Origin of the sequence: Prevotella sp. S7-1-8 (assembly GCF_000758925.1) — a bacterium.
Lineage (GTDB): Bacteria > Bacteroidota > Bacteroidia > Bacteroidales > Bacteroidaceae > Prevotella.
Genome location: NZ_JRNC01000039.1, coordinates 42830 through 61271 on the forward strand (window position 1 = coordinate 42830; position 18442 = coordinate 61271).

General features: G+C 43.3%; 17 protein-coding genes. 5 read left to right on the forward strand and 12 right to left on the reverse strand.

Annotated elements, in window-relative coordinates; genetic code table 11:
- Window positions 1-217: 217 nt before the first annotated feature.
- Both recR and HMPREF1640_RS07035 read right to left on the reverse strand, forming a co-directional pair.
- The gene (gene recR / locus HMPREF1640_RS07030; protein WP_036893531.1) at window positions 218-823 is read right to left on the reverse strand and encodes a recombination mediator RecR; all 606 of its coding nucleotides are present in this window, start codon (window positions 821-823) and stop codon (window positions 218-220) included.
- Between the two features lie 26 nt (window positions 824-849).
- Window positions 850-1332: an outer membrane beta-barrel protein gene (locus tag HMPREF1640_RS07035; protein WP_036893532.1), complete on the reverse strand. Its 483-nt coding sequence runs from the start codon at window positions 1330-1332 to the stop codon at window positions 850-852.
- A 184-nt stretch (window positions 1333-1516) separates the two neighbouring features.
- Here HMPREF1640_RS07035 and HMPREF1640_RS07040 point away from each other — a divergent pair, with 184 nt between their 5' ends.
- The gene (locus tag HMPREF1640_RS07040) at window positions 1517-3139 is read left to right on the forward strand and encodes a glycoside hydrolase family 10 protein (protein ID WP_036893533.1); all 1623 of its coding nucleotides are present in this window, start codon (window positions 1517-1519) and stop codon (window positions 3137-3139) included.
- Between the two features lie 218 nt (window positions 3140-3357).
- Here the strand turns inward: HMPREF1640_RS07040 and cdd are convergent, their stop codons facing one another.
- The 8 genes from cdd to HMPREF1640_RS07080 form a co-directional block, all read right to left on the reverse strand.
- Window positions 3358-3837 (reverse strand): cytidine deaminase, encoded by a 480-nt coding sequence (gene cdd / locus HMPREF1640_RS07045; protein ID WP_036893535.1) that lies wholly within the window; start codon window positions 3835-3837, stop codon window positions 3358-3360.
- Between the two features lie 26 nt (window positions 3838-3863).
- Window positions 3864-5252 carry a right-handed parallel beta-helix repeat-containing protein gene (locus HMPREF1640_RS07050; RefSeq protein ID WP_231565861.1) on the reverse strand — a complete coding sequence of 463 codons (1389 nt, stop codon included), beginning with the start codon at window positions 5250-5252 and terminating at the stop codon, window positions 3864-3866.
- A 144-nt stretch (window positions 5253-5396) separates the two neighbouring features.
- Window positions 5397-5777 carry a fluoride efflux transporter CrcB gene (gene crcB, locus HMPREF1640_RS07055; protein ID WP_036893538.1) on the reverse strand — a complete coding sequence of 127 codons (381 nt, stop codon included), beginning with the start codon at window positions 5775-5777 and terminating at the stop codon, window positions 5397-5399.
- Between the two features lie 86 nt (window positions 5778-5863).
- Window positions 5864-6421, reverse strand: coding sequence for a hypothetical protein (locus HMPREF1640_RS07060; protein WP_036893539.1), 558 nt, complete (start codon window positions 6419-6421; stop codon window positions 5864-5866).
- Window positions 6422-6501: 80 nt separating this feature from the next.
- Window positions 6502-7761, reverse strand: a complete 1260-nt coding sequence (locus HMPREF1640_RS07065; protein ID WP_052051756.1) for an aminoacetone oxidase family FAD-binding enzyme — start codon at window positions 7759-7761, stop codon at window positions 6502-6504.
- Window positions 7762-8283: 522 nt separating this feature from the next.
- Window positions 8284-8931, reverse strand: coding sequence for an MBL fold metallo-hydrolase (locus HMPREF1640_RS07070; protein WP_231565862.1), 648 nt, complete (start codon window positions 8929-8931; stop codon window positions 8284-8286).
- A 118-nt stretch (window positions 8932-9049) separates the two neighbouring features.
- A complete protein-coding gene (gene murB / locus HMPREF1640_RS07075; protein ID WP_036893540.1) occupies window positions 9050-10138 on the reverse strand; it encodes a UDP-N-acetylmuramate dehydrogenase in 1089 nt (362 codons plus the stop codon).
- 40 nt (window positions 10139-10178) lie between these two features.
- On the reverse strand, window positions 10179-11033 hold the full coding sequence (locus HMPREF1640_RS07080; RefSeq protein ID WP_036893541.1) for a DUF4348 domain-containing protein: 855 nt from the start codon (window positions 11031-11033) through the stop codon (window positions 10179-10181).
- Between the two features lie 109 nt (window positions 11034-11142).
- On the opposite strand from HMPREF1640_RS07080, the gene pheS reads away from it, so the two are divergent.
- The 4 genes from pheS (at window position 11143) to HMPREF1640_RS07100 (ending at window position 15930) form a co-directional block, all read left to right on the forward strand.
- Entirely contained in the window at window positions 11143-12180 is a 1038-nt protein-coding gene (pheS, locus tag HMPREF1640_RS07085) for a phenylalanine--tRNA ligase subunit alpha (RefSeq protein ID WP_036893542.1), read from the forward strand.
- Window positions 12181-12898: 718 nt separating this feature from the next.
- Entirely contained in the window at window positions 12899-13714 is an 816-nt protein-coding gene (locus tag HMPREF1640_RS07090) for an AAA family ATPase (RefSeq protein ID WP_036893543.1), read from the forward strand.
- A gap of 122 nt (window positions 13715-13836) precedes the next feature.
- The gene (locus HMPREF1640_RS07095; RefSeq protein WP_036893545.1) at window positions 13837-14853 is read left to right on the forward strand and encodes a DUF4435 domain-containing protein; all 1017 of its coding nucleotides are present in this window, start codon (window positions 13837-13839) and stop codon (window positions 14851-14853) included.
- A gap of 168 nt (window positions 14854-15021) precedes the next feature.
- Window positions 15022-15930: a TraB/GumN family protein gene (locus tag HMPREF1640_RS07100; RefSeq protein ID WP_036893547.1), complete on the forward strand. Its 909-nt coding sequence runs from the start codon at window positions 15022-15024 to the stop codon at window positions 15928-15930.
- Window positions 15931-16098: 168 nt separating this feature from the next.
- Here HMPREF1640_RS07100 and HMPREF1640_RS07105 read toward each other — a convergent pair whose 3' ends face one another.
- Together HMPREF1640_RS07105 and HMPREF1640_RS07110 are read right to left on the reverse strand one after the other, a co-directional pair.
- The gene (locus HMPREF1640_RS07105; RefSeq protein WP_036893548.1) at window positions 16099-16881 is read right to left on the reverse strand and encodes a ZIP family metal transporter; all 783 of its coding nucleotides are present in this window, start codon (window positions 16879-16881) and stop codon (window positions 16099-16101) included.
- 453 nt (window positions 16882-17334) lie between these two features.
- On the reverse strand, window positions 17335-18192 hold the full coding sequence (locus HMPREF1640_RS07110) for a hypothetical protein (protein WP_036893549.1): 858 nt from the start codon (window positions 18190-18192) through the stop codon (window positions 17335-17337).
- Between the last annotated feature and the right edge of the window lie 250 nt (window positions 18193-18442).

Sequence of the window (18442 nt, forward strand, 5' to 3'; positions counted from 1 at the left end):
CCATTATAGTTCGCGGAAGTGAGCACGTCACATTCGTAAAGCGTCACGATGGCTAAGCCAATGGCAATCATCGCTATAAACAAAAATAACAAAAATTTTTGTGGAGATAAATTCATCGCGGCATTATGTTTATCCTTATTGAAATGAGAGCAATGCTACATGTCTGAACTATGCGTTTTGGCACGAAAACTTTCGCGGACGTGCGCCATATAGACAATTACTCCAATGGCGTACGGTTCAATATTGATCGACCAAGCGTAACCTCATCAGCATATTCCAACTCGTTTCCAACGGCAATGCCCCGAGCTATCAAACTTAATTTTACCGGATAGTCTTTCAACTTGCGTGATAGATAAAAATTGGTTGTGTCACCCTCCATAGTGGAACTCAACGCAAAGATTACCTCTTTAATCTGCCCTTGTGCCACTCGATTAACCAATGAGTCTATCTCAAGATCTGACGGAGAAACACCATCCATGGGAGAAATCACGCCACCTAAGACATGGTATAATCCATGATACTGCTGTGTGCTTTCAATAGCCATCACGTCTTGTACGTTTTCTACCACACACACCATTGACGTGTCGCGCGATTTGTCAGCACAGATAGGACAGATTTCGTTGTCACTGATATTATGGCACACTTTGCAATAGTTGATATTGTTTCTCACGAAAGAGATAGCCTCCGCAAACGTGTCAACGCTTTCAACAGGTTGCCTAAGCAGATGCAAAACAAGTCGCAAAGACGTCTTGCGTCCTATACCAGGGAGTTTGCTAAACTCGGAAACCGCCTTTTCCAAAAGAACCGAGGGTAATTGTTCCATAAAATGGTATATATATTTTCTCTGTCCTAATCTATATAAATACCAAAGCCTATCTGCAAGCCAATGGTGGAATAATCTGCGTGTTTCTTGAAACTTTGACGATAATAGATGGATGGTTCGATCGTAACCGTCCTACTTATAAAGAACGCGTAGCCTACCTCGACTTGTGGCATGAGGTCGTTGTATTTTGAAGCGTGTAGATAATTCACGCTGGCACCAAGAAAAATGCCATTTTGCTCAATATAATATCTACCACCCGCACCAGCGGAAAAAGAGTCTGGCATGTCCTTTCCGGGGTGGTTATAGGCCAGCTCCCCCAAAAGCATCAAGTCGTCATCCACCATATATCCAGCCTTGGCAGACAATCCTACACGCATTTTTTGGAGGCCGTTAAAACTCAAGTCGAGACCCGTGAGTGACGCACCGGCGTACTTCTTGTCCATTTCAAACTGTGCGTTGGCCGATACAGTCAACAACAACGCTGTCAATATCATTAAAACTTTTTTCATAAGTTATTGTTGGTTAATGTTTTAAAACTAACGCTATCATTCGCTGAAGTTTAAGTTATCAATTATTCAGCATGTGGGAATATCCCATCAAGTAGCTATCACATTGACCCTCGAATGCAAAAGTACAGTTTATTTTTGAAATAAAGAAAAATAATAACTACCTTTGTAATCAAATTTTATTCGAATGACCAAGCGAATTGTTCTCACTCTATTGATTTCATTTTCGTGGATTTCTTTTTTTGCCCAATCCACCCGACCGCCCAAGCACGAAGTTCGTGCCGTATGGCTAACCACGATAGGTGGGCTTGACTGGCCAAGCCATTACGCGCGAAACCAGTATGGCATAGAGCGTCAACGGCAAGAATTACGCACGCTCTTAGATCTTTATCAGAAAGCTGGTATCAACACCGTACTTATTCAAGCGCGCATTAGGGCCACTACCATCTATCCGTCTGCGCAAGAGCCGTGGGATGGCTGCCTCAGTGGCATCCCTGGCAAATCGCCGGGCTACGATGCCTTGAAATATGCCATCGAAGAATGTCACAAACGTGGCATGGAGTGCCATGCGTGGGTTGTCACCCTGCCCGTGGGCAAATGGAATGGAATTGGATGCAAAACATTGAGAAGAAAATTCAATTCGCTCATAAGGCGTATCGATACTGATGGATATATGAATCCCGAGGATCCACGCACCGCGACGTACCTTGCCGACATCTGTGGCGAATTGGTTTCCAACTATGATATTGATGGCATTCATTTAGATTATATTCGTTATCCAGAAAAATGGAAGCTCAAGGTGACCCGCGAACAGGGACGAAAATACATCACCAACATTGTCAGTGCCATTCACAATCGCGTCAAACTTATAAAGCCATGGGTAAAAATGAGTTGTTCGCCCATAGGTAAGTTCAAGGACCTTAGCCGTTATTGGAGTCACGGATGGAACGCCTATGAGAGAGTTTGCCAGGATGCGCAGGGCTGGTTGCGCGATGGGCTCATGGACCAACTATACCCAATGATGTATTTTAGGGACAACCAGTTTTTCCCTTTCGCTATCGATTGGGCTGAACAGAGTCATGGCAAAACGGTGGCTCCGGGTCTTGGTATCTATTTTCTCAATCCACGCGAGGGTAATTGGAAGCTGGAAGACATTACCCGCGAGATGTATGTGTTGCGCCAATATGGATTGGGGCAAACGTTTTTTCGTGGCAAGTTTCTCACGGATAATGAGCAAGGCATATACGACTTCGTATCTCGTTTCAACAGCCATCCATCCCTTGTTCCACCCATGACATGGGCTAAAAAAATAACGCCAAAGACTCCTACGGATATTCAAGTGTACCAAAATGGGCTTAAATGGACAGGTTCTTCACCTTATTATAATATATATGCAAGTCGATGTTGGCCGGTAGACACAGACGATCCTAATAACCTCGTAGCCATTCGCTATCAAAATAATATACTAAGCATGGCGACCGAAGGATTGTATTTTGCAGTCACTTCGATGAATCGATATGGCAATGAGAGTAATGCGGCACAAAGTCACCGTATGCGAGAGCCCGAAAGAATTGACGTGCCGCTTCTCCACTGCGATGGCAAGCAACTATCTTTACCCGCAAAAAACAGTGCCTTGGATGCCAGCTTGATTGTTATAGAAACTTTGCAAGGCACAATAATAGACACACGTAGCTATCAGGGAAAATCCATAAACGTGTATCGCCTACCCGAAGGCTTCTATGTCTTAAAATCCCTTAACCATAAGGGCGTGAGCCATCGGTTGGGCTTTTTTATGGTGAAAAGAGATTGAGGTAGAAATATCGCCCACAAAAAAAGCTCAACATCAGTTTAGGCTGACTTGCAATACCTGTCATATGCCTGCCAAACGCAGGCCATATGATTTGCGCTCCATGTTACCGCCCCTTCTATTTTCTATCATCAAGCTATGGCGTATAAGCGAAGCGATAGAGACATAAAGAAGCTTTTATAGCCCAGCCCCATATGGTAATTATTGAATTATCGAACTTTTCATTTCATATTAGAGTCCACAAACGAGAGCGGCAAGAGATCTTTAACGCTTTTAATCCTATAAATTCCCTTTTTACCATAGAGCAGCACTTTCACGTCGCGCTGATACCTATCCTCCATCTCAAGCATCACTTGCCGACAGCCGCCACATGGAGTCACAGGGTTGTCAAGCGGCCCCAAGTTGTTTCTTGCCGCCACGGCAATCGTTGTTATCGCTTGCCCAGGACTATTGGCTTGAGCCGAGAAGATAGCTGTACGCTCTGCGCATAACCCAGATGGAAATGCCGCGTTCTCTTGGTTAGCACCTATAAACACCTGCCCATCTTCAAGTCTTACTGCTGCGCCCACATAAAATTTACTGTATTTGGCATACGAATTTTTAGTGGCATCAATAGCCATTTGTACCAATTCTCGTTCATCACGAGCTAATTCATCCATCGAGCAGAAGTCTATGTTTATTGTTATATTGACTTGTCTCATATATTACTACGATTTAAGATGTTGTATTACATTTTTATATATTCGAAAGCTCCTATGTCGGGTTTTTTGTCACGACGATTTCCATTTAGATCAATAGGGCTGGCAGTTTTTACGTTGGCCCTGTCAATGGCCAATGATGCACTGTTCAATCTAAAGTCATATCGCAAACTCTTAGTGTCTATCTTCACAAAATGTTTAGCTCCACTTGTCGTCGTGTCTTTTACATTCTCATATATCACGTCTACATAGTGTACACTGTCAGCCGTTTGAAACTTAGGCATGCGCAAAAAGCAGTGGTCAAAATCATAATTGAATGCCAAGGTCGTATCTGGCTGCTTACACAAAAGTTGTTGTTCGGCATAACCCGTTATGAGCGTGTTGCTCACTCGCAAAGACAAAAGGGGGTGCTCCGACGTGAAACGCAACGCCACGCCACGGTTGCCGTCAAAAGGATAAAACTGCGCCAAGGTGCAATTGTTCATGGACACGTTGCCACCATTGACGTATACACAGTCGGATAGCGTGTTTGTGATTTGTGAATTGGTAACGATGATATTTGCGTTATTGGTTACCAACCCATAGCCTTGGCAGTTGTGAATGGTCGTACCTTGAAGCGTCAACTTAGGTTTCGACACGTCGGCAGAGTCAATAACAACACCGTCAAAGGCACCATGAATGTCTGTATGGCACATTTTGTTGTTATAAGACGAGGTAAAAAATCTTATTCCTTGCCATTGCCCGGGCGTGAAATCGTAAGGCAAATAGCTGAACATCCGATCAATGCGGTCACCACGAAAAACAATGTTTTTCGTAGGTGTTCCTTCTGCCAATAGCCGTCCGTACACCTTGATCCCAGAGTCATTATGAAAATAGATTGTAGTTCCTGCCGCAATGGTAAGCGTGGCAGCGCTATCCACAGTGATACCGCCATAAACGACGATAGGTTTTTCTTGCGCTTTTATCACTTCGTCTTTTGTTATATGCACGTTTTTCAATAACTCTGCATCCCATGAATGGGCGCTGAGAATTACCCGTTGCTCTACCCCGCTCTCAAGTGTGAATATTAAGTTGTCTTCTATTTTTTGAGGTCCAATGGCATGATTTTGCGGTGCTGTGAGTTCCACGAATACACGAACACTGTCATCTCGTCTCACCTCAAGGTCTGTCGAAGCATGGTTTGTGGTTTCGCCAAGGTATGCCCCATCCACGTTTACGCGAAATCCAGACCGTCCGCCACTCTCCAATTTTACCGACCGGCATCGCAATCCATCGCCCGAGTGATTGTACACCCAAAACGACCGCATGGACGAAGGCACATTGCTGAACACGGTGTCTACATTCACCGTATCTGTGGAGAATGTCAACTCGTTGGCAGCGGATGCACCGAAACTGTCATCTTCGGCGCAAGATATCATTATCAATGCCACAATCGACGGCAAAAAAAACAAAGGTTTGTATATCATTGATATATAAACGCTAAAAGAAATATTTTATTGCGACACTTCCCAGCTAAATAGATCATGATATAACTTAGGATGAGACATATACAACAATAATTTTCATCGAAGCGAATTAGCAACGGCGTGGCCTGCAAAAACAGCTATCATGCCAAGCGCCAAGCTAACGGTGATATAGATAGCAAGCGTGACGAAATCCCCGTTCTTAGCCATAGCCGAACTTTCGTGCATAAACGTGGAGAATGTAGTAAAGCCACCACAAAGCCCCGTGGTGAGCATCAATTTCATGGGAGGTGACAACCATGCGCCAGTAGCGAGCATGCCCGAAAGAAACCCTATGACCAAGCAGCCTAACACATTAACCGCGAGAGTTCCTAAAGGGAAAGACAAGATGGCGAGCGTCTGAATGCCCTTGGAGACAAGAAAACGTAGTCCTCCGCCAAAAAAACTGCCTATGCTGACTATTATCAGATCTTTAAACATCTTATAATATTTATGATACTATTTCTTAGTAACCAAAATTCTATGCAATATTGTCACAAACTTGAGCAAGCTATTTCGCTCCATCTCTACATGTCGCGCAACCTTGTCATGTGATAACCCATGCGCCTGAGTTGCATGGCCGCCCCCATTCCATACATCTCGTGTAGCGCGGCTACAAAAGCCCTAAAAGCGGGCTCTGTACCGCTTTGCAACGACAAGTGCAAGAACTGGTTGTACACGCGAGCCGCACACTCACTTACAATATCTTGCAAAAGATTAGCGCCAGCCTTGTCAAGCTGTAAAATTTCTTCTTTGATATAATCGTCAAGATGATCGTAGTCGCGTTTGTCACGCAGGTAAATATATATATTGTCAATTTGGCTATAACGTTCCCAATCAACATCCCAAAACTTGGCAACAGCCATGCCTACATACATTATCCAACCCAAAACAACTTTGGGATAGTCATTAAATTCGCGAATAGCATCAGGCAAGTAAGCCTCGCCTATTGAGGCCCATAATGCCTCAATGTCAGGAGCGTCGGGCAAAAGCTCGTCCACTTGGCTCTTTTCACGTAAATATTTGGCTATATTGTTGCGGAAAAGTGCCTCGTAATCTACCTTGTTGTCAATATTGTCTCTCATTGTATTAATTTTATTGTTGCAAAGTTACATATTTTATTTCGCTCTGATTTGTTTTTGCAAAAGTTTTGTACAGTGTGGCGTCAATCGGATACAATGCTATTTCCAACTACAAATCCCGTGGTCCACGCAGCTTGTAAATTAAACCCGCCAGTGACACCATCCACGTCGAGCACCTCGCCCGCGAAATACAGTCCATGGCAAACCTTGCTTTGCAATGTGTTAAAATCAACACCGTCAAGCGCAATACCACCACAAGTGACAAACTCGTCACGATACGTGCCCCTGCCACGGATGTCGTAAACATCGTTGGTAAGTGTCTCCAAAAGCTTGTTAAGCCCCTTGTTTCCCAACTCACGCCAGAGTCGCCCATCAGGCAGGTTGTTCTTGTGCAACATGTACAGCCACAATCTTGAGGGCAAACCGAATGGGCGTACAGTGCCCAACTGTTTTCTCGGATTGGCTTTGGCCACTTTCGAAAGCTCCCCCTCCACCACATTTCTGTCCGTTATGTTCACCCAGTTAATAGCCACTTTTGAATGATAATCCACTTCATACAAATGTCGAGCGGCTCTTGAAGACAGTTTGAGAGCTGCCGGGCCGCTTATGCCCCAATGTGTAATGAGCAACGGTCCAGATGCGCGAAATTTGGTTGTCGGGATAGTTGTTTGTACCGCATTGACGACAGTGCCCATGAGCGACAGCAAGCGCTGATCATCGATTTTAAAAGTGAACAGAGATGGTATGGGTTGCTCCATGCGTATGCCTAAATGGCAAAGACCGAGCAAGTCGGCTCGGTGTGGCATGCCGCCAGTGGCAATAGCAACACAATCAAAGCGCTCATGAATGCCATTGACCATGTTGATTAGCCAACCTCCGTCTGCGGATGGTGTCAACGACGCTATTTTCTGCTCAGTCTTGATATTCACATTGAGTTTGCGCGCCTCGTTTACAAGACAGCCCACAACACTCATGGCGTCTTGTGACTCGGGAAATACACAATGGTCGTCTTGGCTTACCAAGCGCACGCCATGACTTTCAAACCATTGCCATGTATCACGCTGATCAAAAAAATTGAACAGCCGTTTCATGAGCCTGGAACCACGTGGGTACACTTGTTTCAAGTCAGAGATATTGTCGAACGTGTTTGTAAGGTTACACCGGCCACCGCCAGTGACAGCCACCTTGGCCAAAACATCGCGAGCCTTCTCAAGGATAGTGACCTCCACAGAATCATTAGATTGCTTGGCTGAAATAGCGGCGAAAAAACCAGCCGCACCTCCGCCAATAATTGCTATTTTCTTCTTTTTTTTGTGCTGTTCTAAAAAAGTGTGAAAGCCCATATATTCTTATCTTTGTATTTGAAAAACAAAAATAACAAAATAATAATAAAAACGGATCTTGCGCAATCATAAATTTGGGGAATTATTTTCAAACACAAGCAGCAAGTGATTTTTTGTACTCTTACCATTTAAGCATCTCTCGCAGAAATTACAAATCTAACTTCGCTTTTCAGAACGATTGGCGTTCCCAAGCATTCTTTCGCGACTGGCACTACACGCTGCTGAATCATTTCGGTAAGCAGGCGGTGTTCTTCCTGTCGCAAGCTTGACTTTAGAAATACCGTTTATGCCTCCCTCACCCTTGTCATCCTTTTACGCCGAGGTGTGTGGTTGGGCGCACTATACCCATTCAGTTTTAAATGGTTGCTGCGAAGTTACAAACCTTGCCATATTTTAGCAAGCGAATTTCTCCTATATAACCCCTATCATTTTTCCGCGATTAGTAATTAAAGAATTAGTACATATAATACGATTTTAATTTCTGAAATATAAATAGTTGTGATAATTCAACAATGCATGTTATTATAGTTCCAAACTCATGCCGTCATAAGCAAAATGAATGTCTGGCGGCAGTCGGTTTTCCGCCTTGTCATGCAATCCAATGCGATGCGTAAGATGTGTTAGAAAGGTACGTTTAGCTCCTATTTTCCGAGCGAACTTGATTGCCTCTGGCACTATAAGATGGCTATGGTGCGTATCTTTCCATCGAAGCGCATTAATGATTAAGGTGTCAATACCTTGCAAATAGGTCATCTCTTCTACGGCGATAGACTTCATGTCCGTGATGTATGCGGTGGAGCCAAACCTATACCCTAATATGGGCAGTCGATCATGCAGAACCTCAATAGGTTTGACAGCTATGTCGCCAATTTTCAAATCATCGTGTTTCGCTATAGCATGAAGGCTCAATTTGGGAACCCCCGGATACAAATGCTCTGCAAAACAGTAGGGGAAACAGCGTCGCACGGCGCTCACCGTAGCGGCGTTGGCATAAATATCTATGTCGCCAAACTTGCAATATGGACGTAAATCGTCTATGCCTCCTATATGATCATAATGCTCGTGCGTGAGCAGTATGCCATTTATTTTACGAAAAGGCACACGCAAGAGTTGCATTCGAATATCAGGACCACAATCTATAAGTATGCGCGTGGTAGAATTTTCTATCATTGCGGCAGCTCGAAAACGCTTGTTTCGAACGTCCACGCTGGTACATACCTCGCAATTACAACCCAAAACTGGTACGCCATTAGAAGTTCCTGTTCCTAAAAAAGTAAGTCTCAACACATTATTTGATATTAACTTCAGGAATAATGGATACCCCGAACGTGTCAAAAACATCTTTTTGGATGGCTCTCATCAAGTTTACGACATCTTGACCGGAAGCGCCTCCATAATTCACAAGCACTAACGCTTGCTTGTCGTAGACACCAACATTTCCAACCCGTTTGCCTTTCCATCCACAATGGTCAATCATCCATCCGGCAGGAATTTTATAGACCTTCCTCCCCATGCGGTTGGTCATAGCCGCAACTTCTGCGCCCAATGTTGCCACATCCACCTCAAAATACTTGATATTCGGGAATTTTTTTTTCAAATTTTCCAATTTGTTTTTATCCACCATGGGGTTCATAAAGAAGCTTCCCGCATTGCCCAATACAGCAGGATCTGGCAATTTGGAACGTCGAATATCTATAATGATATTACGCAAAATTTGTGGCGTAAGCTCGCTTTCTGAAATACGCTGTTCGTCTAAAACCTTTTGAAGGTTTCCATAGTTAAGACATGGCGTAAATTTAGTGGACAATTTGTATGTGACGTGAGTAATGATAAACCTGTCTTTCCACTCATGCTTAAATCGGCTCTGACGGTATCCGTATTGGCAATCGACAGGCCAAATCGACACCACCTTACCTGTAGAGAGGTCAACCGCCTCTATATTGTACAACATGTCTTTTATCTCTGTTCCATAAGCGCCGATGTTTTGAACGGCAGATGCGCCACACTCGCCAGGAATCAGGCTAAGGTTTTCCATACCACAGTATCCATGCGAAACAGCGTACGCCACAACGTCATCGAAGCAAGTTCCAGCCCAGCATCTAAGGTATATGGCATTAGCTTCGTCACGCGCCAAGCTCTCTTCCACGTCAAACCGCTTGGATGGCGTTATCACCTTTCCCTTAAAATCATGTGTCAAAAGCAGGTTGCTGCCACCACCCAAAAGTAGATATTCGCATTTGTCTTCGACAGAAATGCGTTGTTCTTTTGCCAAGCTCATCGCATCGTCTATCGACTCAAATATCACAAACTCATCACATTGACAGTCAATGCCGAACGTATTGTGACGAAGTAAAGAACAGTTTTTGTATCGTTTCATAGAAAGAATACTTTTAGAAAAGGTATACGTCAATCTACTATTATCCATTAAAGCGGGTGAGTTTCCAATGTTCGCCTTTCTTTTTGAAATCCATTTCCATCTCAAAACCATTGGCGATGCCTCGGATTACGAATATCTTTCGATTTGACCTCGCGCTGTGCGGACCATACAAAATGTTATAGATCACATTTGAAGGGATAAGCCCCGGCTTGAAATCAGGCCACTGCTGGGGCATCATTATGCCTGTAATATTTCCGAAATCATCATTCGGATCAGGGGCGGAAAACTCCACCTCGTCCGCCATGCTCGCAATCTGAAAATCGGGATCCTCCGAAAAACGTTTGTAAAACTTGAGAAAATCAGCGTTTTTATTCTGCTTAATGTTTTGGTAATGGATTGACGTCAACTTCCATTCCCCATTTATTCTATCAAATTGAAAAGACTCAACCATCTGTTTGTTAAGATATATTCGCTCTATTACAACATGCTCCAGGGTAGTGTCTTTAACTATTTTCAACTGTTTCTGATTGTCTAAAATGAGCGTATAATATTCTTGAGGCATGAAGAAATGGTCAATTCTCCAATTGGCTTCTTCTATTTTTTTTGTCATCTTGTTACCCCGAAATACCGGCAATGGAAATGCAATGCGCTTACGCTGGAGCTTTTTGTTGGCTGCAAAATTGAATATAAAGTCATCAAACAGTTCGTCGGCAGCCTTGGGCATAGGCGTCTCGGCAATCACATTTTCCATAGTGTCTTGAGAGGTAGTGTCGAGTTCCGTGCTATCTGTCAAAACGCTATCCATCGACATAGGTTTCTTATTGGTACATCCATTGGAGATAAAGAAAGTCAATGTCAATAAAGACCCGAAAACAAAAACAAATTCTTTTCTCATATCAAATCGTTCATAAACATACGCAAAAGTAAGCATTATTTTTCATATTAGTTTACTTTTTCCAATAAAACTTAGTAACTTTGCATACGAATTGTTAGATCTTGATAAGATGATTTTAGATAAGATAGACGAGCTGCTCAACGAGGTGGCCAGTATGTCAGCAAAAAACGCTGACGAGATAGAGCAACTACGGTTGAAATATCTTAGCAAAAAAGGCAAGATAAACGCCGTGATGGGCGAGTTTAGAAATGTTGCTGCCGACCAAAAAAAAACGGTTGGCATTAAGATTAACGAACTTAAAAAAGTTGCGCACGACAAACTAAACGAGCTGCGCGAGCAGGTGGCCACAACCGAGACAGGGACCGAAAGCATAGACCTGACACGCACAGCGTATCCCATTCCTGTTGGAACTCGTCACCCACTAACCATTGTCAAAAACGAGATTGTCAGTATTTTCCAACGTATGGGCTTTGTGCTCTACCAAGGACCAGAGATTGATGACGACAATCATGTTTTCACCATGCTCAACTTTGCGGCCGACCATCCCGCGCGTGACATGCAAGACACGTTTTTCATTTCCAAGAATGACAACGACGTAACGCAAAATGTAATTTTGCGCTCGCACACCTCCGGTGACGAGGCTCATTTTATGGAAAGCCACCAACCGCCCATACGTATACTTTGCCCGGGCCGAGTTTATCGTAACGAGGCCATTTCGGCGCGTGCGCATTGTTTTTTTCATCAAGTGGAAGGGCTATATGTGGACAAGGGCGTGAGTTTTGCCGATCTCAAGCAAGCGTTGTTCACGTTTGCTCGTGAAATGTTTGGCACGGAAACCAAAATACGCCTTCGCCCGTCATACTTCCCATTTACGGAACCAAGTGCGGAGATGGACATATCATGCAATATTTGTGGTGGCAAGGGTTGTGGATTTTGCAAACACACAGGATGGGTGGAAATCTTGGGATGCGGCATGGTTGACCCTCATGACCTTGAGGCTTGTGGCATAGATTCGAGCGTTTATACAGGTTTTGCTTTTGGCATGGGCGTGGAGCGCATTACGAACTTGAAATATCGCGTGAGCGACCTCCGCTTATTCTCCGAGAATGACACTCGCTTCTTGGAACAGTTCAAAAGCACTTATTAAAGCATGTGTTAGACAGCGCGATTATGCTTTGAAATGTAAATCAAGAACACGGCTTTGTAATGTTGAATCTCTAAATATTTAAGATAGAATTGTATTTTTGTGTCGAGAAAAAATATTCCTCCCGAGGCAAAATAACAAATGGCACAATACAAATAACATAAAAATCTTTTCCCCATGAAGTGGCAGGGATAGGCAATTTATATCGTATCCAACGCTTATCCCTGCCATTTTTATTCTGCGGTTTCCGCTCTGTTATCTGTGGTTTTATTTCTCCGCCACGCTTGCAAGACAGCGATATGAGGCATACGGTTCAAGACACCTAATTGTCATCCTTGTCTTTCTTATTTCTTCATCGTATCGAATCCTGTTCCGCGTTCATCTTTACGCTTTTTTTATTTATCTACAAAACTTGCATTTCTTAATAGAACTAACGCTTACGACTATCAAAATCTTTGAAAAGTTTTTAGAAACAGCCAATTAAGTAACATTGGCTGAAAAAAGTTTCCCTTCTGATGTCTCCCAAACTTAAACCAAACAATATTTTTCCTTTCATTCTACCATTTGTCACAGGACTTTTCATTCTAAATCTTGATGGAAAAATACGATTTATAGAATAAATCATAAAAAAAAGGTTACAATGGTGCAAATATAATGTTTTTTGCGTGCAAAAAAGCAAGTTTTTTGCTATATTTGCCAAGAACAAAGGTGCTTGACTATCATGAAAAAATATGCAGATTATATCAAACGGATAGAGATAGACTCACTGTGGAACGACCAAAAACACATCATTTGGGACCTTGATCGACAAGTAAATATCCTTAGTGGTGTCAACGGCGTGGGCAAAACAACAATTCTCAACAAAGTGGTGAAACTGTTGGCAAGCGCCAAAGAAGACAAAAAAATTACGGTGAAAGGCGTGCGTCTGACCGTCGAGCCAGAAGACGCGACACATATCAGATTTGATATTTTTCGCAGCTTTGACCGTCCACTGATGGCATCAGACACACTTTCAAAAATTAACATGTCATTGGTCACAGAACTTGATTGGCAACTTTTTCAGCTACAACGCAAGTTTTTAGACTATCAAGTGAATATTGGCAATCGTATCATCCAGGAACTTCAAAGTGGATCGCCAGAGTCAGCGCATCGCGCGCACCTGTTGTCAGAACCTAAAGCAAAATTTCAAGACGACATTGATAACCTATTTGCAGACACTGACAAAACCATCATTCGAACTGAAAATGAGATACGTTTCTTGCAGCGGAATGAAATCCTTGAACCTTATCAACTATCAAGCGGGGAGAAACAGATACTCGCCATCTTGTTAACCGTGCTCGTGGAGGATAATCAAAACTACGTGTTTTTTATGGATGAGCCCGAGGTGAGCCTGCATGTGGAATGGCAGAAACAACTCATAGACCTTATCATCGGACTAAACCCGAACGTGCAAATCATATTGACCACACATAGTCCGGCGGTTATTATGAACGGCTGGATGGACAAAGTGACCGAGGTGAGCGACATCACCACTTAGCGACAGATACGCCTTCCATAAATCACATACCATTAAGGAGGCTCTCCCACTCTGTTTCCAATGATGGTTCCAAGTTTAAAATCAGTTTGCGCGCACGCGCGACAAGACAATCATTATAAACTATGGGCAAACGATTACATGAACATTTAAACTCTACATATTTCGAGGCGGCCAACAAGTTGAATTCCAAATCTTCTCGAAGAAAGGTCGTGGCATACGTCGAAAGCTATGACGACGTGTTTTTCTGGAGACAAATATTGAGCCAGTTTGAGACCGATGACATATATTTCGAAGTAATGTTGCCCTCTCGCGTAGAACGACTTGAGCGTGGCAAAAAAGCCGCTATCACGCAATTGTTTTCCAACAAGGTAGGACAAGACATGATTGTTTGCATCGATGCTGATTACGACTATCTTGAACAAGGCGCCACACAAACTTCGCGTGATGTCAACAATAATCCATATATTTTCCACACATACGCCTACGCCATAGAGAACATGCAGTGTTATGCGCCATCACTACACGACGTGTGCGTAGCCGTGACGCTCAATGATCATGTGATTTTTGATATTGAAAAATACCTGGCAGACTATTCCGAGGCTATCTTTCCACTATTTATTTGGAGTATATGGTATTATAGGACACCTAACTACAACGAGTTTACCATTACCAATTTTCTGCATATCATCGAAATGGGAAACTTCTCTTTTTCTCACGTCGGGGATATGTTGAAAAGGTTGAGGAGCAAGGTGGGGAAAAAAGTAAAACAGCTGCAAATTAACAATCCCAACGCGAGCGAGTCGTACGCAAAAGTCAAAGAAGAGTGCAAAAGGTTGGGAGTTACCCCCCGGACCTCCTATTTATATATACAAGGACACCACCTTTTTAACAGGGTGGTCGTGCCCATGCTCACCAAGATTTGCGAGCAACTTGTCAAAGAGAGAGAAAGAGAAATAACAACCCAAAGCTTGCATGGAACTCAACGCCGAAACGAATTGTCCTGTTACTCCAACAGTGTGGAAGAAATCATTCCGATGTTAAAAAAGAACGCAGGTTTCATGCGCTCAAACGAGTATTTGCATATCAAGCAAGATTTGGAAACATTCATGCAAAAAATAAGCGGGAGCATAAAAAAATAAAGCAAGGACACGATTGTCAAAAAATCAACAAAGGCACTTACACTTTGGCATGCCAAACCGTAGCGTTGCCACCAAGACATTTCTAAATCAAAGTTGCAAAATTGTTTAATAAATACGACCACATTAAATAACAAATTCATAAAGTTTTAAACATCAACATTTTTAGCTATGAGAAAATTTTTTATCACATTTCTTTTGGTCTTTTTTTGTATTATCGGAGTTCGCGCTCAACTACTTTACAAAATCTCCGGCAACAATCTGCCTCTACCCTCTTATATCATAGGCACACACCATTTGGCTAACGTTGGGTTCGTAAACAAAATCAAAGGCGTGAACGACGCGCTTGCCAACACCGAACAGGTGTATGGCGAATTGATATGGGACAATATGACCAACGCTGACAGCGCGGCGTACATGAAACGACAAATGACCTTACCCGACGGCAAAACATTAAAAGACGTGCTGTCCACGAAACAATACGCCAAGCTGAACGCCTATCTAAAGAGTGCCATGCAGACCGACCTCAACAATCCTGTCGTAAAAGCGAAGATGGGCAAACTTACCCCTTTGGCCATGGTCATGCAACTCACCATTCTCTCCTATATGACCAAACACATTGGTGAATTTGACCCCACAAGCACCTTTGACCAGTACTTTCAGGCGCAAGCCAAGAAAAACAAGGAGAATGTTGGTGGGTTGGAGACCGTGGCTTTTCAAGCCAAACTGCTCTATGGGAGCATGCCCTTACAACGGCAATTGGTAATGTTGGAATGTTTTCTCGACCACACCGCGTTCATGGAGGAGATGGCAGAAAAAATGTCAAAAGCTTTTTACGCACAAGATTTAAACGCGTTAAAAGCCGCCCAAGACGAGAAACTAAACAATAGTTGTGATAACACGCCTGAGGAAAACAATCTCCTAATTTACAACCGAAACGCCGATTGGCTCAAAAAGATGCCTGCCATCATGGCCAAGGCTCCTACTTTTTTTGTTGTTGGAGCGTTGCATCTGCCAGGTGACCAAGGCGTGCTGGATGGTTTGAGGAAATTGGGCTACACCGTGGAGGGCGTGCGATAACCATCGTAGGCCAATATCTCCAATAGACAAACCAAACTAAAATACCTCATAGTCAAACGTATATCGTAAACTATACGTTTGGCTTTTTTAATCGATGCCGTGGGATGTGTTTTACTGTCAGAAGTCGCGCCACACACGGAATGAAGCTCCAAGTCTCCATTAAAAATGTTAGCCCAGCACCACGTCAAGCGACATCATAAGTACAAAACCTATGGCGAACCCTATGGTTGACCAGTTGGAGTGCTCACCCTCCGACGCCTCCGGAATGAGTTCCTCTATAACGACATAAAACATTGCGCCCGCCGCGAAAGCCAACAAATAAGGCAATATAGGAGTCATGATGGATGTTAGGAGTATGACAAGAATGGCCCCAAGAGGCTCCACCGCTCCACTGAGCGTACCCATGACAAACGATTTTGCCTTGCTTCCACCCGCGGCCTTCATAGGCATGGAAATAATGGCGCCCTCAGGTATGTTCTGAACGGCTATGCCAATGGCCAAAGTCAGCGCACCCGCGGCGGATATCCACTCGCTGCCATGAAGCGCCCCCGCGACCACAACGCCCACAGCCATGCCCTCCGGGAAATTATGGATCGTGACAGCCAATGACAACATGGCAACCTTGGATAAGTGCGCCCTCGGGCCTTCGGGCCGGGCCTCGCCTATATGAAGGTGTGGAGTGATCACATCCATGAGCAACAAGAAAGCCATGCCCACTAACATACCTACCGCTGCCGGCACCACGCTCAATCTGCCCAATGCTGAAGACATCTCCATGCTTGGTATGAGCAGAGACCATACGGAGGCGGCGACCATCACCCCAGAGGCAAATCCCAATAATGTTTTTTGCAGCTTGATGGACATCTCGTCTTTCATAAAAAAAACGAAAGCCGCTCCTAACGTCGTGCCCAAAAATGGAATGACCAATGACAATATAATCTCTAAATTCATGATTGAAATTCCTCGTGCCTTATTGTGATCCGTTTATAATAATTAGACTTGCCAAATTAAAAGTTCATTTTCAGGGACAACATGTTGGGTAATCTACGGATAACAGCGAGCCACCCGGCTGGACAGACTTACATCATAATCCGACAAGAAACCAAATGGTGACAAAACGCAATTCATATTTCATTTTAAAATATACGCAGTGGCAATTTTCAGGACAAGCCAATTCCAAGCCACGCGCCGTCTGATACAACCCTACCCTCTTGAATGCTTTAATTTATAAATGCCAATATAAAAAATAATTTTACACGAACTGTTTGACATAGCTAATGAGGCTAACTATAAAACGTGTACGCCGCACGTCTCATCCCAACAAGTCACTGATGAACACAGCACGCGCACACGCCCATTATTAAACTATGAATTAAATTCATAAAAAACCGAAGACAATCTTGATTATTTACCTCCAAACAGAGATTTTAGTTTTTTGAAGAAGCCCGATTTCCTTAGATTCTCCTCCACTTCTTCTACCCTGTCTTGGGCATCGTCAACCAAGTCATCCACATTCTCACTAACATCCTCCACGAAAGCTTTCGCCTCCTTGGCCGCGTCACTCTCTTTTAAGTCGTTAACGGTGCCCCAAAGTTTGTCGCGCATTTTCTTGACATTTTCGTTAGCGCGCGCGTCTTCTATAGCCTCCAGTGCTTTCTTGGTAAGGCCATTGCGTGTCTCCGAAATTATTTCTTTAGCGTCATTGATAGCTTTTTTCACGTCGTCAACCATGCCGCCGACCTTGGCCTTGGTCTCATCGGTCATGTTTCCAAACTTTTCCTTGGCCTCCTTCACATTTTCACTGTCTTTCAAATCATCCATTTTGTCTTTGATTTTGTCTTTGATATTCTCGGCGGATTCTTTTATATTCTTTTTGGCGTCATTGGCTTTGTCCTTGGCGTCATTGGCGATATTCACAGCTTTGTTCTTTACATCCTTGGCCACGTCTTCTGCCTTTTCTTTCATTTCTTGCGTCTTTTCCATAACCTTGCAATCATTCTTCGCGTTGTTAACAACATCCTCAACTTTCGCTTTAAAGTCTTTGGCAGCATTTTTAGCCATGTCCTTGGTCTCGTTGGCTGTTTTTTTAACACTGTCCGCTAAATCATTGGCCAAGTTGCCGACACCCTCCGCCGCGTTCCCAACCTTGTCTTTAGCCTTTTTTACAAGATCTTCATTCTTGGCATTCCCGACAACACCGTTTACTTTGCCTTTTGCCACTTTGTCAAGATCATTGTTGTTGTTATCTTCTTTAGGTCTCATATATTTACAATTAGATGGTTATGATAATATCATACAAGGTAAATAACTCTCATGTATACTTTGCAAATATAGTGATTTTTAGACAGAAATCCAAATCTTTTTACCAAGAAAAAAAATATGTTTATTAGTCTTATTTGTTTTTTTTAGTTTGTAAAATCTATGATAATTGCTGAAAAAAAAACACTTTTAAGACACGTATACTCCACAAAAAGTATGGGTACATAAGATGTAAAAAAAATATTACTGTCCG